Annotated in this window: 17 protein-coding genes and 1 pseudogene; 7 read left to right on the forward strand and 11 right to left on the reverse strand. The window is 69.4% G+C overall.

Annotated elements, in window-relative coordinates; all coding sequences use genetic code 11:
* A complete protein-coding gene (locus WK25_RS20905) occupies nucleotides 1-2,820 on the forward strand; it encodes an Hsp70 family protein (protein ID WP_069242626.1) in 2,820 nt (939 codons plus the stop codon).
* Between the two features lie 100 nt (nucleotides 2,821-2,920).
* On the opposite strand, the gene WK25_RS20910 is transcribed toward WK25_RS20905, so the two are convergent.
* Together WK25_RS20910 and WK25_RS20915 are read right to left on the reverse strand one after the other, a co-directional pair.
* On the reverse strand, nucleotides 2,921-4,336 hold the full coding sequence (locus WK25_RS20910) for a sensor histidine kinase (RefSeq protein WP_069242627.1): 1,416 nt from the start codon (nucleotides 4,334-4,336) through the stop codon (nucleotides 2,921-2,923).
* Nucleotides 4,323-4,988, reverse strand: a complete 666-nt coding sequence (locus WK25_RS20915) for a response regulator transcription factor (RefSeq protein ID WP_040139175.1) — start codon at nucleotides 4,986-4,988, stop codon at nucleotides 4,323-4,325. Before WK25_RS20915 ends, WK25_RS20910 begins: the two co-directional genes overlap by 14 nt.
* 235 nt (nucleotides 4,989-5,223) lie before the next feature.
* On the opposite strand from WK25_RS20915, the gene WK25_RS20920 reads away from it, so the two are divergent.
* Nucleotides 5,224-6,249: an ABC transporter substrate-binding protein gene (locus WK25_RS20920; protein ID WP_040139176.1), complete on the forward strand. Its 1,026-nt coding sequence runs from the start codon at nucleotides 5,224-5,226 to the stop codon at nucleotides 6,247-6,249.
* Nucleotides 6,250-6,416: 167 nt separating this feature from the next.
* Nucleotides 6,417-7,676 (forward strand): MFS transporter, encoded by a 1,260-nt coding sequence (locus tag WK25_RS20925; RefSeq protein WP_249173919.1) that lies wholly within the window; start codon nucleotides 6,417-6,419, stop codon nucleotides 7,674-7,676.
* Nucleotides 7,677-7,812: 136 nt separating this feature from the next.
* Here the strand turns inward: WK25_RS20925 and WK25_RS20930 are convergent, their stop codons facing one another.
* A complete protein-coding gene (locus tag WK25_RS20930; RefSeq protein WP_069242628.1) occupies nucleotides 7,813-9,615 on the reverse strand; it encodes a sensor histidine kinase in 1,803 nt (600 codons plus the stop codon).
* Entirely contained in the window at nucleotides 9,612-10,259 is a 648-nt protein-coding gene (locus tag WK25_RS20935; protein WP_059546254.1) for a response regulator transcription factor, read from the reverse strand. The genes WK25_RS20930 and WK25_RS20935 overlap by 4 nt, the downstream gene beginning before the upstream one ends.
* Before the next feature lie 309 nt (nucleotides 10,260-10,568).
* Here WK25_RS20935 and WK25_RS20940 point away from each other — a divergent pair, with 309 nt between their 5' ends.
* The gene (locus tag WK25_RS20940; RefSeq protein ID WP_040139179.1) at nucleotides 10,569-11,021 is read left to right on the forward strand and encodes a hypothetical protein; all 453 of its coding nucleotides are present in this window, start codon (nucleotides 10,569-10,571) and stop codon (nucleotides 11,019-11,021) included.
* 102 nt (nucleotides 11,022-11,123) lie between these two features.
* Nucleotides 11,124-13,139 (forward strand): LssY C-terminal domain-containing protein, encoded by a 2,016-nt coding sequence (locus WK25_RS20945; RefSeq protein WP_069242629.1) that lies wholly within the window; start codon nucleotides 11,124-11,126, stop codon nucleotides 13,137-13,139.
* 29 nt (nucleotides 13,140-13,168) lie between these two features.
* On the opposite strand, the pseudogene WK25_RS32360 reads toward WK25_RS20945, so the two are convergent.
* Nucleotides 13,169-13,305: pseudogene (locus tag WK25_RS32360) on the reverse strand (DNA-binding protein); the annotation flags it as partial.
* 336 nt (nucleotides 13,306-13,641) lie between these two features.
* Between WK25_RS32360 and WK25_RS20950 the strand changes: the two are divergent.
* Nucleotides 13,642-14,151 (forward strand): GNAT family N-acetyltransferase, encoded by a 510-nt coding sequence (locus tag WK25_RS20950; RefSeq protein ID WP_040139181.1) that lies wholly within the window; start codon nucleotides 13,642-13,644, stop codon nucleotides 14,149-14,151.
* A gap of 8 nt (nucleotides 14,152-14,159) precedes the next feature.
* Here WK25_RS20950 and WK25_RS20955 read toward each other — a convergent pair whose 3' ends face one another.
* Both WK25_RS20955 and WK25_RS32285 read right to left on the reverse strand, forming a co-directional pair.
* Entirely contained in the window at nucleotides 14,160-15,113 is a 954-nt protein-coding gene (locus WK25_RS20955) for a leucyl aminopeptidase (protein ID WP_069242630.1), read from the reverse strand.
* Nucleotides 15,114-15,171: 58 nt separating this feature from the next.
* Nucleotides 15,172-15,294: a hypothetical protein gene (locus tag WK25_RS32285; protein WP_040139183.1), complete on the reverse strand. Its 123-nt coding sequence runs from the start codon at nucleotides 15,292-15,294 to the stop codon at nucleotides 15,172-15,174.
* Nucleotides 15,295-15,857: 563 nt separating this feature from the next.
* On the opposite strand from WK25_RS32285, the gene WK25_RS20960 reads away from it, so the two are divergent.
* Nucleotides 15,858-17,108, forward strand: coding sequence for a YbfB/YjiJ family MFS transporter (locus tag WK25_RS20960; RefSeq protein WP_069243487.1), 1,251 nt, complete (start codon nucleotides 15,858-15,860; stop codon nucleotides 17,106-17,108).
* A 180-nt stretch (nucleotides 17,109-17,288) separates the two neighbouring features.
* Here WK25_RS20960 and WK25_RS20965 read toward each other — a convergent pair whose 3' ends face one another.
* The 4 genes from WK25_RS20965 to WK25_RS20980 are packed head-to-tail and all read right to left on the reverse strand — an operon-like array spanning nucleotide 17,289 to nucleotide 21,268.
* Nucleotides 17,289-18,341, reverse strand: a complete 1,053-nt coding sequence (locus WK25_RS20965) for an ABC transporter substrate-binding protein (protein WP_069242631.1) — start codon at nucleotides 18,339-18,341, stop codon at nucleotides 17,289-17,291.
* A complete protein-coding gene (locus WK25_RS20970) occupies nucleotides 18,338-19,489 on the reverse strand; it encodes an NAD(P)/FAD-dependent oxidoreductase (RefSeq protein ID WP_069242632.1) in 1,152 nt (383 codons plus the stop codon). The genes WK25_RS20965 and WK25_RS20970 overlap by 4 nt, the downstream gene beginning before the upstream one ends.
* Nucleotides 19,482-20,927, reverse strand: coding sequence for an NAD(P)/FAD-dependent oxidoreductase (locus tag WK25_RS20975; protein ID WP_069242633.1), 1,446 nt, complete (start codon nucleotides 20,925-20,927; stop codon nucleotides 19,482-19,484). Before WK25_RS20975 ends, WK25_RS20970 begins: the two co-directional genes overlap by 8 nt.
* Nucleotides 20,924-21,268: a (2Fe-2S)-binding protein gene (locus WK25_RS20980; protein ID WP_040139187.1), complete on the reverse strand. Its 345-nt coding sequence runs from the start codon at nucleotides 21,266-21,268 to the stop codon at nucleotides 20,924-20,926. The genes WK25_RS20975 and WK25_RS20980 overlap by 4 nt, the downstream gene beginning before the upstream one ends.

Raw genomic sequence — 21,268 nt, forward strand, 5'->3', positions numbered from 1 at the left:
ATGAAACGCTATACGGTCGGCATCGACCTTGGCACGAGCAACACGGTCGTCGCATACGTCGAGGCCGGGTCGGACACGATCCGCGTGTTCGACGTCGACCAACTGGTCGGCCCCGGCGCGGTGGCCGCGCAGCCGCTGTTGCCGTCGGTGCGCTATCACCCGGCAGCGGGGGAGCTGCCGCCGGATGCGCTGCGGTTGCCGTGGACTTCCGGCTCGAACGCTCATGCCACGGCCGGTGCAAAGGCCGATGTGAAAACAGGCGCGACGGCCGATGTGAACGCCGACGCGAACGCAGGTGCGAACGCCGATGCGCTGCCGGCCGTGATCGGACGCTATGCGCGCACGCTCGGTGCGCAGGTGCCGGGGCGGCTCGTGACCAGCGCGAAGAGCTGGCTGTCGCACGCGTCGGTCGACCGGCTCGCGGCGATCCTGCCGTGGGGGGCGGCCGACGGCGTCGACAAGGTGTCGCCGGTCGACGCGAGCGCGAGTTATCTCGCGCACGTGCGTGCCGCCTGGGACGCACGCTTTCCCGATGCGCCGCTCGCGAAGCAGGACGTGATCCTCACTGTGCCGGCGTCGTTCGACGACGGCGCGCGCGCGTTGACGGTCGAAGCCGCCCGGCGCGCGAAACTGCCGGCGCTGCGGCTGCTGGAAGAGCCGCAAGCCGCGTTCTACGACTGGCTGTACGGTCAGCGCGCGACGTTGCGCGACACGTTCGCCGTGCCCCGCCGCGTGTTGATCTGCGACGTCGGCGGCGGCACGACCGATCTGACGCTGGTCGACGTCGCGCCCGGCGACGACGGCGAGCCGGCCTTCACGCGCGTCGGTGTCGGCGACCACCTGATGCTTGGCGGCGACAACATGGACCTCGCGCTCGCGCGTCTGGTCGAAAGCCGGCTGACCGAGCCGGGCACGCGGCTGTCCGCCGCGAGCCTGTCGCAGCTCGTCGAACGCTGCCGCGCGGCGAAGGAGCGGTTGCTCGGCGACGACGCGCCCGCGTCCGTCACCGTGACGCTGCTCGGCGCGGGCAGCAAGCTCGTCGGCGGCGCGCGCTCGGCCGAGCTGACGCGCGACGAAGTCGAACGGATCGTCGTCGACGGTTTCTTTCCGCAGGTCGATGCCGGCGAGTTGCCGCGTCGTGCGCGCGCCGCGATCGTCGAATTCGGGTTGCCGTATGCAAGCGACGCGGCCGTCACACGGCACGTCGCCGCGTTCCTTGAGCGTCATGCGCAAGGCCCGCTGCCTGACACGCTGCTGCTCAACGGCGGCGTATTCCGCGCGCGTGCGCTCGCCGGTCGCCTCGCGCACACGCTCGGCGCGTGGCGCGGCGCGCCGCTCGACGTGCTGCACAACGCGCATCCGGACGTGGCCGTCGCGCGCGGCGCGGTGGCCTACGGGCTCGCACGCGCCGGCCATGCGCCGCGTATCGGCGGCGGCTCGGCGCGCAGCTATTTCCTCGTGCTCGACGACGGCGATGCCGGCTCGGCACCGCGCGGCGTCTGCCTGCTGCCGCGCGGTTCGGAGGAGGGGCGCGAGATCCGGCTCGAGGAGCGCACGTTCGCGCTGCAGCTCGGGCAGCCGGTGCGCTTCCACCTCGTGTCGACCGTGGCCGACACCAGGTACCAGCCCGGCGACCTCGTCGAACTGGACGGCGGCGACTTCGTGCGGCTGCCCCCGATCGCGACGGTGGTCGACCGGCAAGCCAGCGGCGCTGCACACGAAACGCCGGTGAAACTGACCGCGTCGCTGACCGAAGTCGGTACGCTCGAAATGCACTGCATCGCGACCGACGACCCGTCGCGGCGCTGGCGACTCGAGTTCCAGCTGCGCGGCGACGCGCCCGCGCACGGCGGCGATCCCGCGCGCGCGCGCCATCCGCGTATCGATCAAGCGCTCGAGCTGATCGATCGCTCGTTCGGCAGCAAGTCGGCGAACGTGACGCCGAAGGACACGCGACGGTTGCGCGCGCAACTTGAACAAGTGCTCGGCCCGCGCGACGAGTGGGATGTCGCGCTCGCGCGCGAACTGTTCGATGCATTGCTCGCGCGCGCGCGCCGCCGGCGGCGTTCGGCCGATCACGAGCGTGCGTGGCTGAATCTCGCCGGCTATTGCCTGCGTCCGGGCTTCGGCCATCCGCTCGATGCGTGGCGAATCGAGCAACTGTGGCCGCTGTTCGACGACGGTATCCAGTATGTGAACGACTCCCAGGTGTGGTCCGAGTGGTGGACGCTGTGGCGGCGCGTGGCTGGCGGACTCGACGACGATGCGCAGGCGCAGGTGCGCGATGCGATCGCATTCCTCGAACCGTCCGACGACAAGCGCCGCAAGCTGCCGTTCGATCCGGCCAAGGTCGGCCCGGCCGACATGACGCGCTTGTCCGCATCGCTCGAACGGTTGCCCGTGGCGCGCAAGGTGGAACTCGGCGAGCGGCTGATCGCGCAGTTGCAGAAGCCGGCCGATCGTACGCTCTGCGCTTGGGCGCTCGGGCGGATCGGCGCGCGGCGGCCGTTTTACGGCAGCGCGCACAGCGTCGTGCCGCCTGACGTCGCGCAGCATTGGCTCGACGCGCTGTTCGCACTCGACTGGAAGCAGGTCGAGCCGGCGGCATTCGCGGCCGCGCAAATCGCGCGAATGACTGGCGATCGCGAGCGCGATCTGCCGGACGACACGCGCGAAGCGGTGATCAAACGGCTGTCGGCCGCGAACGCATCGACCGCATGGATCGAGATGGTGCGCGAGGCGATTGCCTTCGATGAAGCCGATACGGTGCGTGTGTTCGGTGAAACGCTACCGGCCGGGTTGAAACTGCTGGCGGCGTGATCGAAGGCGGGATGGTTCGGTCTGGGGCGCCATGTTCAGGCTCGCAGACCGAAGCACTGCGTGGCCGCACTGCGACATCTGCCCGGACGCGTTCACGGAATCATCGAGACTCCGGCCCGGTACGCCGCGGAAACGTCAACACCACGGCAAACCCGCCTCGCTCGGGGAACGCGAACCCCACACGGCCGCCGTGCGCTTTCATCACTTCCTGCACGATCGCGAGGCCGAGTCCCGACCCGGTGCGGCGCTCGCTGCCGTCCGGTGCGATCCTCACGAACGGCTGCAATGCCGCGTCCCAATGCGCACGCGGAATGCCGCGGCCGTTGTCGGTGACGGTCAGCGTGACCGTACCGTCAACGCTCCCCGCGGTCGCGACCGACACGACGATGTCGTCCGCATGCCCATGCAGCAATGCGTTGTGCACCACGTTCGACAACGCTTCCTGCAAGCTGATCGCATCGCCGTCGATCCACGCCTGCGACGCATCGCTCGCGAACGCGACGGCGACGTCGCGTTCGTCCGCGAGTGGAATTGCGCGGCCGAGCACGTCCTTCGCCAGCGCGACGAGCTCGACCGGCTGCAGCGGCACGGCCTCGGTGCGATGGATCACCATCGCATGATTGAGCAGCTGCCCGGTGAGACGCCCGACATCCGAGCACGTCGCGCGCAATGCATCGAGCCGTGCCGCATGACGAGCCGGATCGTCTTCCCCGTCGAGCAGCTCGATCTGCGCATCGAGCCGCGCGAGCGGCGTACGCATCTGGTGTGCGGCATCGGCGATGAAGCGCTGCATCGCGTTGATCCGCTCGGCCAGCCGGCGTATCAGTCCGTTGATCGACCCGATGATCGCGTCGATCTCGCTCGGCGTATCGACGGCGACCGGCCGCAGGTCGGCCGGATCGCGCGCGGCAATGATCGCGTCGATCTGCGCGAGCGGACGCAGCCCGCGCCGGATCGCGAGTCCGCTCGCACCGATCGCGAGCACGCTCATCAGCAGGATCAGCGTCCATACCTTGATGCTCATGTCGTTCGTCAGCTGCTGCCGCGCATTGGTTGTCTGCGCAACGGTTACGAGCGCCCAGCCCGGCGTGCTTTCCTCCGGCATGTAGCGCGCGATGGTCGCCGTGCGGATCCGGTGCCCCTGGTAGACGCCATTCGCGAACGCAGGGCCCTGCTTCGCGGCGGCGAGCGTCGCGGGGCTCGCGAGATCGTTGTAACCGGCCACGACGACGCCGCGCGAATCGACGACCTTGTAATAGACGAGGTCGTAGCGCGACAGCGTCGACAACGCGGCCACGGGCGGATTCAGTGCGAGCACGCCGCCTTGCACGTACAGGTTCTCCGCGACCTGGATCGACGCGCCCGCGAGCAACTGATCGTACGCACGTTCGGCCGCGACGCCGGCGTAATAGCGCGCGATCGCGGCCAGCGCAAACGCGCCGCTCGCGACGACGAGCGCGATGAACAGCAGCGTGCGCCCGAACAGCGTCTTCGGGAACCAGTCAATGCGCGGCAATCTGATACCCCATCCCGCGGGCGGTGCGGATCTCGACCGAGCTGCCCTGCAGCTTCTTGCGCACGCGCGTCACGTATTGCTCGACCGCGTTCGCGGTCGGCTCGTTGCCGAAGCTGAACAGCTGGTTCAGCAGTTCGTCCTTCGAAAAGATCCGCTGCGGGCGGCTCGCGAGAATCTCGAGCAGCGCGAATTCCTGCCGCGACAACGACAGCGGCCGGCCGTCGAGTTCGGCGAGGCGGCTGCTGCGGTCGATCACGAGGCCGCCGAGCGTCAGCACGTCGTTCGCATGCCCGCTGTTGCGGCGCAGCAGCGCCTGCACACGCGCATCGAGCTCGCGATAGTCGAACGGCTTCACGAGATAGTCGTCGGCGCCGAGCCCGAGGCCGCTCACGCGATCGTCGATCGCCGAGCGCGCGGTGACGAGCAGCACCGGCGTCGTGCTGCCCGATGCGCGCAGATTGCGCAGCACCGCGAAGCCGTCGAGGCCGGGCAGGTTCGCATCGAGCACGACGAGATCGAAGCGCTCGACGCGCAGCAGGCCGTTCGCGGTCGAGCCGTCGGTTTCGAGATCGACGGCGTGGCCGAGCCGCGCGAGGCGGCTGCGGATCGCCGCGCCGATTTCGGCATCGTCCTCCACGACGAGAATGCGCATGGTGCCGTTTGCAGGTAGAGGGTTAGGGGTTTTCCCCGGGGCGGGATGTCAGCATTTTCTCAGACTCGGCCGATAACCTGTGTTCAGCCGGAACGATCGACGACGGCATTAATACCAGAGGAGACGACAACATGCAGCATGGGACGCGCACGACGAACGCGCAGCCGGATCGGCGGCAACGCGTGACGCCGGCTGCCGCGTCGGCACATGCAGCGTGCCGCGCGGAGGCGCGCGAATGTTGACGTCGGCCCGCCGCCGCACGTTGCTTGCCGCCGGCCTCGGGATGCTGGGCGCGCTCGGCGCGCCGTCGCTGGTGCGCGCGACGCCGCGCACGGTGCGGATCTCGAAAGGCTATGGCGTGCTTTACCTGCCGCTGCTCGTGATGGAGAAGCAGCGGCTGTTCGAGCGGCACGCGGCGCGGCACGGCCTGCGCGATGTCGCGGTCGACTGGGTGCTGCTCGACGGCGGCAATTCCGTCAACGACGCGATGATGGCCGGCACGCTGGACTTCGCCGGCGCCGGCGCACCGGGCTTCATCGAGCTGTGGGCGCGCGCGCGCGGCATTCCGAACGTCGAGGTGATCGGTATCAGCGGATTGTCGACGACGTCGCTGTCGCTCAACGCCAATCGTCCGGGCCTCGCGTCGCTGCGCGACTTCACGCGGTCCGACCGGATCGCGGTGCCGGGCATCCGCACGTCGTTGTCGGCGGTCGTGCTGCAGATGGTCGCGAGCCGGCAGCTCGGCGCCGCGCATTTCGCGCAGCTCGATTCGATCACGGTGAACCTGCCGCATCCGCAGGCGATGCAGGCGCTGATTCGCCGCGACAGCGGCGTCACCGCGCACTTCACGTCGCCGCCGTTCTCGACGCTCGAATTGCGGCAGCCGGGCATTCATCGCGTCGTGAACTCGATTGACGTGCTCGGCCCGATGACGCTCGACGTCGTGTTCGCGCCGAAGCGTCTCATCGATGCGGAGCCGGCGCTGGCCAGCGCGTTTCTCGGCGCGCTCGACGAAGCGAACCGGCTGATCGCGCAGGATCGGCGCGCGGCCGCCGCGCTGTATGCGGCGTCATCGGGCGTCGGCGTGTCGCACGACGATGTAATGCGGATGCTCGCCGCGCCGGACACGCGGTTCTCTGTGCAGCCCAACCAGCTGATGGACTACGTCGAGTTTCTGTATCTCGCCGGGACGATCAAGGCGAAGCCGCGCGCGTGGCGCGACATGTTCGCGCCGATGCTCGACGACTACCGGACCGGCTGACGACGGACGTTCTGCACTCGACCACGATTTTCACGAACACCTCGGCGCCCGCGCATATGTCGCGCGGTGCGCCGATTCAACCGACAAGCAACCGATTCACGGAGGAGCCCGCAGTGAATGTCACCACCGAAACCCAGGACGCCGCGTCCGTCGAAGAGCAGCGCATCATGTCGAAGATGGCGCGGCGCCTGCTGCCCATTCTCGTCGTGATGTTCCTGATCGCGTTCATCGACCGGCAGAACGTCGGCTTCGCGAAACTGCAGATGGTGCACAGCCTCGGGATGACCGAGGCCGCGTTCGGTCTCGCGTCCTCGCTGTTCTTCATCGGCTACCTGCTGTTCGAGGTGCCGAGCACGCTCGCGCTGCATCGTTACGGCGCGCGCGTATGGCTCGCGCGGATCATGCTGACGTGGGGGCTCATCACGGTGCTGATGGGCTTCACGACGTCGATGCCCGCGTTCTGCTCGCTGCGCTTTGTGCTCGGGATCGCCGAAGCCGGCTTCTATCCGGGCGTGATCTATTACCTGACGCTGTGGTTCCCGCAGAGCTACCGCGCGAAGGTGCTCGGGATCTTCACGCTCGGCAGCGCGCTCGCGAACATGCTCGGCTCGCTGGTCGGCGGCGTATTGCTGAGCCTGAACGGCGTGTGGGGGCTCGCGGGCTGGCAGTGGGTGTTCGTGGCGACGGGGCTGCCGGCCGTGATCGTCGCGATCGTCGTGTTTCGCGTGCTGCCGGCGTCGTTCCGCGACGCGCCGTTCCTCGACGACCGCGAGAAGCAGATCGTTGCAGCCGCGCTGGAGCGCGAGAAACCGGCGCACGCCGAGCATGCGCAGCCGTGGAAGGCGCTGCTCGATCCGCGCGTGATGCTGTTCGCCGCGACGTACATGCTGATGTCGACGTCGCTGTACGGCGTCACGTACTGGCTGCCGACCCTCGTGAAATCGTTCGGCGTGTCGAGCACGACGAACGGTTTCCTGAGTATGCTGCCGTGGGCGCTCGCGGTGGTGCTGCTGGTGTGGCTGCCGTCGAAGCTGCGCCGCGCGAAGAGCATCCTGCGCACGATCGCGATCGTCGCGGCGCTGGGTGCGCTCGGCTTCCTGCTGAGCCTCGTGCTGCCGTCGACGCCGCTGCGCTTCATCGCGCTCGTGCTGGGCGGCGCCTGCATTCCGCTGCTGTATCCGTGCTTCTGGTCGATGCCGCCGCGTTACTTCACCGGCGCGCGCGCGGCGGCGAGCGTTGCCGCGATCAATTCGATCGGCAACCTCGGCGGTTTCTTCAGCCAGAACCTGATGCCGTTCGCGGGCAAGGTCACGGGCACCGCGTTCGGGCCGATGATCGTGCCGATCGTGTGCCTCGCGTTGCTCGGGATCGGCGCACTGGTTGCATGGACGCGGTCCGAGCGCGGGATGGTGGCGGCGCGGGCGTAAGCCCGCCGGCCGCCCCACGCGACCGAACGGCCGACCGTCGTGGACCGGCCCGGGTTTCACCGTGCATGACAGGTGTCATGCACGGAGAGAGCACCGACCGCTCCCGGCGACCGCCGCCATTGCGGCGTCGAGCGCATCACGCGTTCGTTCGCGACGCCCTCGTTCCTTCATGCGCAATCGCCACATGCGCGGACCCCACCGGAATATCCACCTCCACCGTCGTTCCTTCGCCGAGCGTCGTGTCGATGCGCAGCGTGCCGCCGACGAGATATGCGCGCTCGCGCAGCCCGACCAGCCCGAACGATCCCGACTTGCGCGGCGCGCCCGGATCGAAACCCGCGCCGTCGTCGCGAATCGTCAGCGCGATCGTCTCGTCCCGATAAAGGAGTTCGACGGTCGCGCATGACGCCGCCGCGTGCCGCGCGACGTTCGCGAGCGCTTCCTGCGCGATGCGGAACACGGCCGTCGCATACGGTTCGTCGAGGTGCAGCTCGCCCGGCTCGACGTGCAGCGTGCACGCCATTCCGTGACGGTGCCGGAAATTTTCCACGAGCCATTGCATCGCAGCCGCGAACCCGAGATCGTCGAGCATCAGCGGGCGCAGATCGGATGCGATGCGCCGCGTGGCCGTCACCGCGCCGCGCGCGAGCGCGTGCATCGCGGCGATCTTGCGTGCAAGCGGCGCGTCGTCCTGCGGCACGTGATCGAGCAGCCATTCGAGATCGTTCTTCAGCGTCGCGAGCGTCTGCGCGAGTTCGTCGTGCAGTTCGCGCGCGATGCGGCGTTGTTCGGCCTCGCGCGCGCTCGCGCTGATCGCCGCGATCTCGCGCAGCTCCTCGCGCGACGCCTTCAGCGCGCGTTCGGCACGTACGCGTTCCTCGACTTCGCGCCGCAGGTCGCGGTTCGACGCGCTCAACTGCGCGGTGCGCGCGGCGACGCGCTGTTCGAGCCGTTCGTTCGCGTCGTTCAGCTGCGCGCTCTTCTGCACGACGAGCAGATGCTGGTAGCGCGCGCCGGCGAGCGCACGCACCGTCTGCGCATGCAAGCGGCCGTTCTCGAACAGCAGCGCGAACAGCACGATGCCCGACGCGACGAGACCGTAGGTGCGGCCAGCGTAGAAGCCGAGATCGAAGCGCCCGTGGTTCAGCATCGACGCCAGCGCAATGTCGAACAGCCATGCGACCAGCACGATCATCACCCACAGGTCGAGCACCGAATGGCGTCGCCGCTGTCGCCACATCAGCACGAGCGCGCCGAGGTTCAGCGTCCATACGACGACGATCGCGTCGGTCATCGTCGGCGTCATCCGGTTGCCTTGCATGATCCGCGGCAGCAAATCGTGACCGGCGGTGGCCAGTAGCGCGAGCGCGGCGGTCGCGCCGCCCGTCAGCACGATGCACAGCACGATCGGAATCGCGGCGCGGCGCTGCTCGCGCGACGGCGGCCGCGCGCGCGGCGCCGTGCGCAGCAGCACGTATGCGGCGACCGCCAGCGGAAAGCCGCCGTGCCAGAACAGATAGAGCCACGCGGTGGTCTGTTCGCCCGCGCCGAGCAGGCCCGTTGGCGTGAACAGCCCCGGAAAGGTCAGCATGTGCGTGCCGGCCATGAAACCGGTGAACAGGTAGCCGCCCGCGAGCGCGAGCAGCGATTTCTCGCGCAGGATCGCGTACTGGCCGAGCAGCAGGCCGGCCGTCACCATGTCGTTGACGACGATCGCCGACTGATACACGGGAATGAAGCCCCACACGCGAGCAAGCGGCATGCCGGCGAATGGCGCGACGGCGACGAAGATCAGCGCCGAAACGATCACCGTCGCGAGCGCGAGCCGCCGCTCGCGCCGCCCGGGCGGCAGCGACGACATGAACAGCAGCGACGGGTCCTGCGCATCGTCATCGTCGTCGCCGGTCGGGGCGGGCGGGAAGCGGAATGCGGCCATCATGCGTCGTCGACGCCGAGGTCGAGATCGTGACGCGCCGCATAGCGGACCAGCGCAGCTTCGTGCGGCAGGTCCATCTTCTCGAGGATGCGGGTTTTGTAGGTACTGACCGTCTTCGCGCTCAGTGTGAGATCCGATGCGATCCGCGTGATCGTCTGGCCGGCGACGATGCGGCGCATCACGTCGAGCTCGCGCGCCGACAGCCGTTCGTGCGGCAGCATGTCGGCCGGTGTGCGCAACGTGCGAGCGAGGCTTTCGGCCGCCGACGCGCTCACGTAGACGCCGCCGGCCGCGACCTTGATGACGGCCTCGACCAGCCCGGCGGTCGCGCTGTCCTTCGTCAGGTAGCCGGTCGCGCCGGCCTTGAACGCGCGCGCCGCGTACTGCGTCTCCGCGTGCATGGTCAGCACGAGCATCCGCAGCGCCGGGACGTGCGTCTTGATCAGCCGGATCAGCTCGATGCCGGTCGGCCCGGGCATCGACAAGTCGAGCAGCAGCACGTCGGCGGCGCGGCTTTCGGCCAGCGCGAGCGTGGCAGCGCCATCGCTCGCCTCGCCGACGACTTCGAAGCCGCCGGCCGTTTCCAGGATGTGACGCAGTCCGTCCCGCATGACTGCGTGATCGTCAGCCAGAATTACCCTGATCATCTAGCGTTCCTCTTCGGGATGGCGTCGCGGGCTGTCCTGCCGGTTGCCGCCGCGACCGTTCTTCTGATCAATATATTCCGCCGAAGCGGGAAATGGTGGATCTGAAGGAAATTTTTGAGATATATCGGCGGTGAATGTGTCGTCAAAGGAAATAGTCCGCCCGAAAACCGTCCCGCCCGAAGCGCCAGACCGGGCGGCCCTCAGTGCCGGCGGGCCTTCCCTGGCCGGAGGCGGCGCCTCGCGGTCGGCGCCGATTCGGAGATAAACTGGTGCTCGATTGCACCGTTTCCGAACGCAGGAGCCTGCACGATGATCGACCTCGCCGAGATACTGCCTTCCGTGCTGCCAGACGTCGTCGCGTGGGCCGGCGCGCAGGCGGCGCACGGGATCGCAAGCGGCGTGCCGCTGACGCCCGCGCAGGCAGACGACGCGCGCACCGTGGGCGTCGCGCAGCCGGAGCGGATCCGCGTCGTGATCGCCGACCGGCTCCCGTTTCCGGACACGCCGGCGCTGGGCGCGATCGCGCGCGACACGGGGCTGCTGGCGCCCGGAACGATCGGCCTCACGCTCGGCCACGCCGTGTTCGTGCTTCGCGGTCACGGCACGCGACGCTTGCTTACCCATGAATTCCGCCATGTTCACCAGTACGAGGCAGCCGGGTCGATCCGTGCATTTCTCGCGCGCTATTTGCACGAGATTGCAACGGTCGGCTATCACGACGCGCCGCTCGAAGCCGACGCGCGGCAGCACGAGTTCGACTGACGCCGCCGGCTGCCGCGAACACGTGCTCGTTCCGGTGAACGCTTCCGACGCCACTGCCGGGCCGGGGCACGCGCCCGGCGCGGTCACGCCGCGCGGCCCGCGATGAGCGAGACGATTCACGCGTGGCTCGGGGCGATCGGTGCGCATCCGGCGCTCGTGTTGGCGATCGTGTTCGCCACTGCCTGCGCGGAGGCGATCGCGCTGATCGGCACGGTCGTGCCGGCGGGGGCCGTGATGTTCGCGGCCGGCACGCTGATCGGCGCGGGGGCGCTCGACGCGTGGACGACGATCGGGGTCGCGGCCGCCGGCGCAATCGCCGGCGACGGGATCAGCTACGAGCTCGGACGGCGCTACCGCGGCGCGATCCGCAACGGCTGGGTCAGGTTCGGTTACGCGGACGCCTATGCGCGCGGCGAGCAGTTCGTGCTGCGCCACGGGATGAAGAGCATCGTGCTCGCGCGCTTTCTGGCCCCGGTGCGCGCGGTCGTGCCGGTCGTGGTCGGCTGCGCGACGCTGCCGCGCCGGTCGTTCTATCCGGTCAACGTCGTGTCGGCGCTGATCTGGGCGCCCGTGCACGTCGCGCCCGGCGTCCTGTTCGGTGCGTCGGCCGCACTTGCCGCGGCGATCAGCGTGCGGGTCGCCGCGATCCTGCTGGTCGTGGCCGCGCTGGTTGCGCTAGTGTGGATCGGCGTGCGGGTCGCACTGCGCCGCGGCTGGCCGTTGCTGTGCCGCGCGGCCGGCGCGGCTGTGCATGCGTGCGTGCGCCGCTGGCCGCGCTTCGGTGCGCGGCTGCACGACGCCATCGTGAAGGTGCGCCGCCTGCCAGGCGCGGTGCCGGCGTTCGCGCTGCTGTTCGTCGGCTGCGTGTGGCTGTTCGCCGGCATCGTGCAGGACGTCGTCGCGAACGATCCGCTGATGCATGCCGACATCGCGCTCTATGCGTTTCTGCAGAGCCTGCGCACGCCGCCCGTCGATGCGACGATGCGTGCGCTCGCGGTGCTGCACGGTCACGATACGGGGCTGATCGTCGCGGCCGCGTTTCTCGTGTGGCTGATGATCCATCGTTGCTGGTGGACGTCCGCCTGGTGGCTCGGCACGATCGGCATAGCGGTCGTGCTCGTGCCCGCGTTCGCCGGCATGCCCGGCACGACGCCCGCGAGCCTGCCGCCCGGCGCGCCGCACGTGCCGCTGCCCGACGCCGATGCGGCGTTCGCGATACTCGCGAGCAGCGGCATCGGCTGGGTGCTGACGCGCGACCGGCCCGCGCTGTGGCGCATTCCGGTCGTGACGGCGGTGGTGCTGTGGATCGTGCTCGGCGGCTTCGCGCGGCTGTACGTCGGCGACACGTGGCTGTCGGGACTGCTCGGCGGATGGAGCCTCGGCCTCGCATGGTTCGCGGTGCTGGCGGGTGCCTATGCGTACTGGCACGTGCGCGAGCACGTCCAGCCGCGCGGCGCACTCGTCGCCGTGCTCGTCGTGCTCGCGACGGCCGGCGTGTGGACGGTGCCTGCACAATGGCAGCTCGATCGCGCGGCGCGTCCGCACGTGGGCGACGTCGTCGCGATGACCGTCGATCAGTGGCTGCGCGATGGCTGGCAGCGCGTGCCGGCGTGGCGCAGCGAGATCGGCGGCGATCGCGAGGAATATCTGCCGCTGCAATGGTGCGCGACGTCGGACACGCTCGATCGTCATCTCGCGCTCGCCGGCTGGCAACGCGCGACGCCGTGGTCGCCCGCGACTGCGCTGCGCTGGCTGTTGCCGCAGGCGCCGGCCGACGCATTGCCGGTGCTGCCGCGCTACACGCACGGCGAGAGCACGCGCCGCGTGTTCGTGCGCACCGATCCGGCGCACCCGGACAGTCGGCTCGTGCTGCGGTTATGGCGGTATCCGTACGTGCTGCAGGATGCGCTCGGGACGCGGCCGCTGTGGTATGGCGCGCTCTATCGCGAGACGCTGCATCGGCCCGCGCGACTGATGACGTTCGTGCGCTCTGCGACCCTCGACGATGCGGCGACGATCGCGCACGCGTTGAACGTCGAGCCGAAGATCGAGCAGCCGCCAGCGGGGATGAGCGCGGCGCCGCGTGCGATGGTGCTCGTCTGGATGGTGCAGCCTTGATCCGTGGGGCGTGATGCGTGCGACGGCCGGGACGGTTGCGCAGGGACGACGGGCAGGCGCAGCCCGACCGTCTTGAGCACCGCGAGCAGCGTTTTGAGCGTGGGTTGCCGTTCGGCGACAGCGTGCGCTACAGCGATTCGCGGCCGATGCCGGCTTCGGCCGCGAGATAGCGACGTGGCCGGCTCAGGTGACGGATGGCGCCGATGAAGCGAACGGGCACGACGGGACAACCGGCTGGTCGAGACGAAGCGCAATGCAGGCGGTGCACGGGAATGTGCCCGGCGCGCACGATGGCGGTTCGGCCGAACGGCCGATCTCATTGGCGTGTACGGCACGTTTGTCGATCGCGCGGGCAGCCGTACGTGCGGCAATCGTGGCGGCAGTCGCCGGATCGACCGACAAGGGCGTTTCTGGCACCATCGCGCGCTATGCGCGGCACGCGGCGCCAGCGCTCCGACGCCGCTTCAATCCCGCTTCAATTCCTCGACTCGCAAGGACTCGCATGATCACGCTTCGCCCGATGACCGAAGACGACTTCCTCCGCTTCTGGCCCACGTACCGCGCGATCGTCGCCGCGCAGGAGACCTACGCATTCGATCCCGCGCCGACGCGCGAAGCGGCGCGCGCGATCTGGCTCGACGCGCCGCTCTGCACGTGGGTGGCGGAAGAGGACGGCGTGCTGCTCGGTTCGTACTTTCTGAAGGCGAACGCGGCCGGGCCCGGCAATCACGTGTGCAATTGCGGCTATATGGTCGACGCAGCCGCGCGCGGCAAGGGCGTCGCCCGGTTGATGTGCGAGCACTCGCAGCAGGTCGCGCGCGAGCGCGGCTTCCTCGCGATGCAGTTCAACTCGGTGGTCGCGACGAACGAGGTGGCGGTTGCGCTGTGGCGGAAGCTCGGCTTCGACGTCGTCGGCCGTTTGCCGCGCGCGTATCGTCACGCGCGGCTCGGCTTCGTCGATTGCCTCGTGATGTACAAGTGGCTCGGCGACGCGGCAGCTGCCGACGCCTGATTCCCGGGTCAGACGGCGAACGCGCCGTCGAACACGATCCGCTCGTCGAACGCGAGCGTGCCGCGCGCGAAGATCAAATCGAGGTGGTGGCTGCCGTTCGCGCCGCCGCCGAGACCGAGGTGCAGGCCCGGGTGGCGTTCCTCGAAGCCGGCGTTGCGGCCGTACAGCCTGCGGATCCCGACGTTCGTGCCGATGCCGAATTCCTCTATGCGCCGGTGGTTTTCATGCCGGTCGAGATAGGTCGCGAAGTCGCGCCGGAAGCCGGGGTCGTCGCTGTCGAAATCGACGATCAGGCTGTCCTCGACATGCAGCGTCGCGAGCCGCTCTGCGACACGGTACTTGATCGCGAACGGCACGGTGCCGAGAAACGTGCCGCTGAACACGATCGAGCCGCGCAAATCGGTGACGTGCGTCGCAATCTCGCCGGGCACAACGTCCAGATTGCCCATCCCGTCGACGCTCGTCCATTTCTGGTCCGGCGCGAGCGAGCCGGTCAGCGTGTTGCCGGCTTCGTCGATGAAGTGAAGCTGCGACGCTCGCGCCGCGGCTTCGATCAGGCGGCCGTTGCGCGCGGCGATGTCGTCGAGCGATTCGGCGAACGCCTCGTCGAGATGCGGGCCGTAATCCTTGAACAGCACGGATTTGTTCCAGTGCTCGACAATCGCCGGCCGGATTGCGGCAAGGAACGGCGGCCCGCTCGGCGACGGCGTCGGCAGGCAAGACGAGTCGTACAGCAGCACGAAGAGATCCGCGTGCGCGAGCGCGGCGGCGATGTCGGCGGGCGGCGTGCTTTCCAGGCAGAGGGTGATCGCGTCGAGCGAGTCGGGCAGCGCGGAAAACGCGCGCAGTGCGGTGTCGCGGTTGCGGGTGTCGTAGCCGACCAGCAGCTTGCCCGTCTCGCCGCGTGCGAGCTTGTCGCGCAGCGCCGGATGGAAGCCCAGCGCGCGGTGCAGGTTCAGCATGCGTGTCTCCGGAAGCGGCGGAAGGGCCGCAGCCCTTCCGCGGGAACGGGCTGGCCGCTCAGACCGGCCAGAGCGCGGTGCCGAACGGCACCACGGCATCCTCGACCATCATGTCGACGGCCTCGGGGTGCGTGTCTTCCTTCATCCAGTCAAGCAATTCGATCTGCTGGGTTTCCTGCATGTCAATTCTCCTGTGATGAACAGCGATTCAACATGAAAGCGCGATAAAAAATTTATCGCCGCTCATTCGGTATTTTTTGAATACCGGACGAGTGGCATCGATATTAGTCTGATGAATTTGCGAATGCAATGGACCGCAAGATTTTTAGCCGATGCGTGCTAAACACGCGGATTTTGGGGGCAATTTTGCGACGACAATGGATAAGCGAAGCGATATCGGCGCTGTTTTTTATCGAATATAGGGGACATGTCGACTTAATCGATGCTTGGATTTTTTAAATCCGAATCCAATTGCGCCGATCGTTTCGGTTTACGTGATGCGCCGGACGATGGACGCGCGGTTGCACCACGCGGCACGCGCGACCGATTGCTGGCGACCGCGTGGCCGGCGGCGCGCGGCGGCATTTGAAAGTATCATCGGCCGATCGGCGCGCCGGCCCCGCAAACGCGATCGGCGCCCGCCAACAATCGGCCTGCGTATCGACGCCGCCGCGCGCTGTCGCGCCGCGCCGCCGCCGCCGGCCCGAGGCCGCACCGGCCGAGAACCACGATGGAGACACCGCGATGCGCGCAGCGCCGCAACCGGAGCACGCCGGCCGAGCACGGCCGCACACCGGCGCCACCGAACCCGACCGCATGGCCGCGTGGCGGCTCGCGATCTGCCTGTCGCTCGGCAGCGCGATCGCGCTCGGCCTCGCGCGCTTCGCGTATGCGCTGCTCTTGCCGCCGATGAAGGCCGATCTCGGCTGGACGTTCGCGCAGGCCGGCGCGCTGAACACGGCCAACGCGGCCGGCTACCTGATCGGCGCGGTCGTTTTCCCGCTCCTGTCGCGCCGCTGGCGCAGCGGCACGCTGCTCGCGTGCGGCTGCGTGCTGACAGCGCTGCTGATGGGCGCATGCGGGTTCACGTCCGCGATGAACGCGCTGCTGGTCGAGCGGCTCGCGACCGGTGTCGGCAGCGCGCTGATCTTCATCAGTGGCGGCGTGCTGGCCGCGCGGCTCGCGTCCGCGTCGCCGCGCGATGCGGGGCTGCTGCTCGGGCTCTATTACGGCGGCACGGGCTGGGGCATCGTCGCGTCGTCGCTGCTCGTGCCGGCAACGCTCGCGCATCGCGCGCACGGCTGGCAGCCAGCGTGGTTCGCGCTCGCGTTCGCATGCGTGCTGTTTTCGGCGGTGGCCGTGTCGGCCGCGCGCAGGATCGAGCGCGCACATGCGGCGCCGGCCGCACCGCGCGACGGCGCCGCGCCGGCGGCGAGCGCGAGTCCCGCTCGCTTCGCGCTCGCGCTCGGCGGTTATGGCCTGTTCGGCGTCGGCTATATCGGCTACATGACGTTCATCGTCGCGCTGCTGCGCGGCGCGGGGATGAGCGCAACGGTCGTGGCCGCTTTCTACGTGATGCTGGGCGTCGCGACCGTCGTATCGGCGCGCTTGTGGTCGGGGTTGCTCGACCGGATGCGCGGCGGCCAGGCGCTCGCTGTGCTGAACGCGCTGCTCGGCGTCGCGACACTGATGCCGGCGCTGTTCGTGCATCCGGCGGCCGCGTTCGCGTCGGGCGTGCTGTTCGGTGCGACGTTTCTTTCGGCAGTCGCGGCGACGACGGCATTCGTGCGCCACAACCTGCCGCCGCAGGGTTGGGCGAAGGGAATCAGCGCGTTCACGACGATCTTCGCGTTCGGACAGATCGCCGGGCCGGTCGCGATCGGCTGGGTGTCGGACAGCGCGGGGCTTGCACGCGGGCTTGTGTATTCGGCGCTGACGCTGTTCGCGGGCGCCGCTCTTGCAGCCGGACAGCGTGCGTTGCGCGCACCGGCGTAGCACGGGCGCCGGCGCGGGCGCGCGTCACGCGAGCAGGCGCGTGCGCCCGCGATGCATGCGCGCGCTGTGACCGGGTATTGCCGAAACCGCCGCCCTGGCGAATCCGCCGGAAACGGCGCCGTCGTCGCCCGCAAACGACGATCGCGGCGCGCGCGGCCGGTCCCGCGCGCGTGGCGCCGATTACCGCTCGATCTGCCGGTTCCAGCGCGTATCCCATTGCGCGCGGCGTGCATTGATCGCAGTCCAGTCGACCACCGTCACCTTGCGCACCAGATCGTCGACGCTGCCGAGGCTTTGCTGCATCGCCGCCGGCATCTTCGCGAGACGGTTGGTCGGGATCTGCTTGCCGGCGTCGGCCGCCTTCGTCTGCGCGGGCGCGGACAGCAGGAACTGCGCGAGCCTCTGCGCGAGCTGCGGATCCGGATTGTTCGCGACCACGCACAGATCGACGAGCAGCAGCACCGGGCCTTCCTTCGGATTCGCATACGCGACCGGAATGCCCTTGTCCTGCAGATCGCCGACGCCGGTCGGCGTCAGCGGGAACAGGCCGGCTTCGCCCGTCTGCACCATCTCGGAGATCTTCGCCGAGTTCGGAATGTATTCGACGACGTTCGGCCCGACCGTGCTCGCCCACTTGCTGAAGCCCGGCTCGACGTTCTGTTCGTTGCCGCCGAGCAGCCGGTTGATCGCGAGGAAGCCATGCAGCCCGAACGTGCTGCTCGACGCGGACTGGAACACGACCTTGCCCTTGTATTTCGGATCGGCGAAATCCATCCACGACGTCGGCGGCGCCCAGCCCTTGTCCGCGAACAGCTTCTTGTTGTACGCGATGCCGGTCATTCCGAGCTGCACGCCTGCGCCGACGTCGTCCTTCATCCGCGCGAACGGGTACAACTCCTTCAGCACCGGCGAATCGTCGAGCTTCTGGCACACGCCGAGGCTGACTGCGCGCGCCATCACGCCGTCGTCGAGGAACGCGACGTGGATCTGCGGCTTGTTGCGGTTCGCGAGCAGCTTCGCGAGCACGTCCGACGACGTGCCGGGCACGACGACGACCTTCACGTTGTTCGCCTTCTCGAAGTCGGGCAGCACCTGGCTCGTATAGGCCTTTTCCATCGGGCCGCCGTTCATGCCGATGTAGATCGTCTTCGCTTGCGCGAACGCGGGCGCCGGTGCGCCGACGCCCGCCACGCACAGTGCGGCAGCCGCCGCGATCGTTCCGAGCAGTTTCATCTTTGGGTCTCCTCTTGACGGAAAGGGCCGGTCGGCGTCGCTCGCGGTGCGAAGCGGCCGATCGAGAAAGCATCGAGCGGGGTGGCGGTTTCGCCGGTCGTGACGAGATCGGCGAGCACGTCGCCGACGCCCGGTGCGAGCAGGAAGCCGCCGCCGGAAAATCCGAACGCATGCAGCAGGTTCGGCGTGGTGCCGCTCGCGCCGATGACCGGGTTGTGGTCGGGCGTGCAGCCTTCGACGCCGCTCCACGTGCGGATCAGCAATGCGTCGCGCAGCGCGGGCAACAGCGCGCACGCGTCGCGCATCGCCGCGCGCGTCGTGTCGACCGACGGCTGGCCGAATTCGCCGTCGCCGCGGCCGCGGCCGCCGCCGATCACGCAGTTGCCGCGCGCGACCTGCCGCGCATACACGCCGCCGCCATACACGCCGAGGTTGTGCGTGATGAACGGCGGCAGCGGTTCGGTCACCCACATGTTCGGGTAGATCGGCTCCATCGGCACGGCCTCGCCGAAGCGCCCGGCGATCGTGTTCGCCCACGCGCCGGCCGAGTTGATCAGCCACGTCGCGGTGCATGCACGGCCGCCGGCATCCACATGGAAACGCGTGCCGTCGTGCCGGACGTCGTCGACCGGCGTGTGCTCGAACACGTCGGCGCCGGCCGCGCGGGCCGCACGCGCGAATGCGGGCGACACGATGCGCGGGTTCGCGTGTCCGTCGGTCGCGCACAGCGAGCCGCCGAGCGCCGCACGGCCCAGCCACGGATAGCGGCGGCGGAACGCGTCGCCGCGCATCACCTGCAGCGGCAGGCCGTGCTCGCCGGCGAGCGTCGCGTACGCGTCGAGCGCGTCGAGGTCGGCGTCGCTGCGCGCGAGACGCAAATGACCGGACACGACGAACTCGCCGTCGATGCCGATCAGCTCGGGCAGGCGGCTCCAGATGCGCCGCGCGCGCAGCGCGAGCGGCAGCTGTTCGACGGGACGGCCCTGGCAGCGCACGCCACCGTAGTTCACGCCGCTTGCCTGCGCGCCGCAATCGCGGCGCTCGAACAGCGCGACGCGCAGCCCGCGTTGCGCGAGCGCGAGCGCGGCGGATGCGCCGACAAGCCCGCCGCCGACGATCGCGACATCGTAGTGGCGGCGCTCATTCATCGCGCGCCTCGTCGGGAATCGCCGCGACGTCGTCGCCCGCGAGCGCAGCCGAGATCGGGAACGGCTTCACCGGCGGTTGTGCGCGCAACCGGCCGACCTCGGCGAGCGGCCGACCGGTTTCGGCCGCGAGCACGAGCGCGGTTGCGTCGCCGCACATGCGGCCCTGGCAGCGCCCCATGCCGGCACGCGTGAGCGCTTTCAGCCGGTTCAGTTCGGTTGCTTCGCCGCCGCGAATGCAGCGCCGCAGCGCGCCGGCGTCGATTTCCTCGCAACGGCACACGATCGTGTCGTCCGGACAGCCTGCGGCGAGCGTGGCCGGCGGCGCGAACGCCGCCTCGAGGCCGACGCGGAATGCGCGATGCCGCGCAAGCGTGCGCTCCAGTGCAGCGGCATCGGGCTTGGCCGACAGCTCCGGCGATGGTCGCGGCTTCGCGATCCCCGCGTCGTCGAGCAGCGCGAGTGCTGCGCGGCGCCCGGATGCCTCGGCCGCGTCCGCGCCGGCGATTCCGGCGCCGTCGCCCGCGACATAGATGCCGCGCACCGACGTGCGGCCGGCCGAATCGCGTTCCGGCAGCCATGCGCCGTCGAGCGGATCGAAACGGAACCGGCACCCGGCGAGATCGGCGAGCTGCGTTTCGGCGCGCAGCCCGAAGCCGAGGCCGAGCGCGTCGCATTCGATCAGCCGCGGCGGCGCGTCGTTGGCCGCTGCGCGCCATGCAAGCGCGGTGACGTGCCGCTCGCCGAGCACACGCTCGAGCGTGACGCCGGTTTCGATCGCGACGCCGTGTGCGCGCAGCCAGCCGATGTAATACAGCCCCTTTGCGAAGGACGACGGCATCCGCAACAGTGCCGGTGCGGCCGCGGCCTGCCGGCGCAGCGGACTCGTATCGAGCACGGCCGCGACGTGTGCGCCGGCCTTCGCGTACTGATACGCGACGAGATACAGCAGCGGCCCGGTGCCGGCGAACACGATGCGGCTGCCGATTGCGCAGCCCTGCGACTTCAGCGCGACCTGCGCGCCGCCGAGCGTGTAGACACCGGCGAGCGTCCACCCCGGCACCGGCAGCATGCGGTCGGTCGCGCCGCTCGCGACGATCAGATGCGAGAACGGCACGGTCGTCTCGCGGCCGTCCTGCAACGTGTCGACGCGGCCTGCACCGCACGCCCATGCGAGCGTGTTCGGTCGATAGTCGACGTACGGCAGCAGCGCGGCCATCGTCCGGTGTACGGCATCAGCTTTCGCTGCGTCGAAGCCGTACAGCGCGCGCTTGCCGCGCGAGAATGCGCCGGCGGCCGGCGGCTGGCGATAGATCTGCCCGCCCCAGCGCGCGTTTTCGTCGATCACGACCGGGCGCAGCCCCGCGTCGACGAGCGCCTCGGCCGCGCGCACGCCGGCCGGCCCCGCGCCGACGATCACCGGTCGCAGTGCATCGCTCATGATGCGTCTCCGGCTGCGGCGGGCTGCGCATTCGTGAGAATCCGCATGCCCGCGGCGATCGGGGTCGAGCATGCGCGCACGCGCGCACCGGCTTCGGTGCGCACCCAGCAGTCCTGGCACGCGCCGATCAGGCAGAAGCCCGCGCGCGGCTTGCCGCTGAATTCGCTCACGCGCACACGGCGTTGCGCGACGAGGATCGCGGTAAGCACGGTGTCGCCGGCGAGTGCGTGTGCAGGCCGGCCGTCGAGCGTGAATGCGACGGCGTCGCGCTCGCGCTCGGCAACGCGCACGAACTGCGCGCCGTCGTCGGCGGCATCGGTTGAACGGGATACGGAAGTCAT

The sequence above is a fragment of the Burkholderia latens genome (genome assembly GCF_001718795.1).
GTDB classification, from domain to species: Bacteria; Pseudomonadota; Gammaproteobacteria; order Burkholderiales; family Burkholderiaceae; genus Burkholderia; species Burkholderia latens_A.

Coding starts and splice junctions, on each gene's coding strand:
- WK25_RS20905 (WP_069242626.1), top strand. CDS start 1: ATGAAACGCTATACGGTCGGCATCGACCTTGGCACGAGCAACACGGTC.
- WK25_RS20915 (WP_040139175.1), bottom strand. CDS start 4,988: ATGCGCATTCTCGTCGTGGAGGACGATGCCGAAATCGGCGCGGCGATC.
- WK25_RS20920 (WP_040139176.1), top strand. CDS start 5,224: ATGTTGACGTCGGCCCGCCGCCGCACGTTGCTTGCCGCCGGCCTCGGG.
- WK25_RS20925 (WP_249173919.1), top strand. CDS start 6,417: ATGTCGAAGATGGCGCGGCGCCTGCTGCCCATTCTCGTCGTGATGTTC.
- WK25_RS20930 (WP_069242628.1), bottom strand. CDS start 9,615: ATGATGGCCGCATTCCGCTTCCCGCCCGCCCCGACCGGCGACGACGAT.
- WK25_RS20935 (WP_059546254.1), bottom strand. CDS start 10,259: ATGATCAGGGTAATTCTGGCTGACGATCACGCAGTCATGCGGGACGGA.
- WK25_RS20940 (WP_040139179.1), top strand. CDS start 10,569: ATGATCGACCTCGCCGAGATACTGCCTTCCGTGCTGCCAGACGTCGTC.
- WK25_RS20945 (WP_069242629.1), top strand. CDS start 11,124: ATGAGCGAGACGATTCACGCGTGGCTCGGGGCGATCGGTGCGCATCCG.
- WK25_RS20950 (WP_040139181.1), top strand. CDS start 13,642: ATGATCACGCTTCGCCCGATGACCGAAGACGACTTCCTCCGCTTCTGG.
- WK25_RS20955 (WP_069242630.1), bottom strand. CDS start 15,113: ATGCTGAACCTGCACCGCGCGCTGGGCTTCCATCCGGCGCTGCGCGAC.
- WK25_RS32285 (WP_040139183.1), bottom strand. CDS start 15,294: ATGCAGGAAACCCAGCAGATCGAATTGCTTGACTGGATGAAGGAAGAC.
- WK25_RS20960 (WP_069243487.1), top strand. CDS start 15,858: ATGCGCGCAGCGCCGCAACCGGAGCACGCCGGCCGAGCACGGCCGCAC.
- WK25_RS20965 (WP_069242631.1), bottom strand. CDS start 18,341: ATGAAACTGCTCGGAACGATCGCGGCGGCTGCCGCACTGTGCGTGGCG.
- WK25_RS20970 (WP_069242632.1), bottom strand. CDS start 19,489: ATGAATGAGCGCCGCCACTACGATGTCGCGATCGTCGGCGGCGGGCTT.
- WK25_RS20975 (WP_069242633.1), bottom strand. CDS start 20,927: ATGAGCGATGCACTGCGACCGGTGATCGTCGGCGCGGGGCCGGCCGGC.
- WK25_RS20980 (WP_040139187.1), bottom strand. CDS start 21,268: ATGACTTCCGTATCCCGTTCAACCGATGCCGCCGACGACGGCGCGCAG.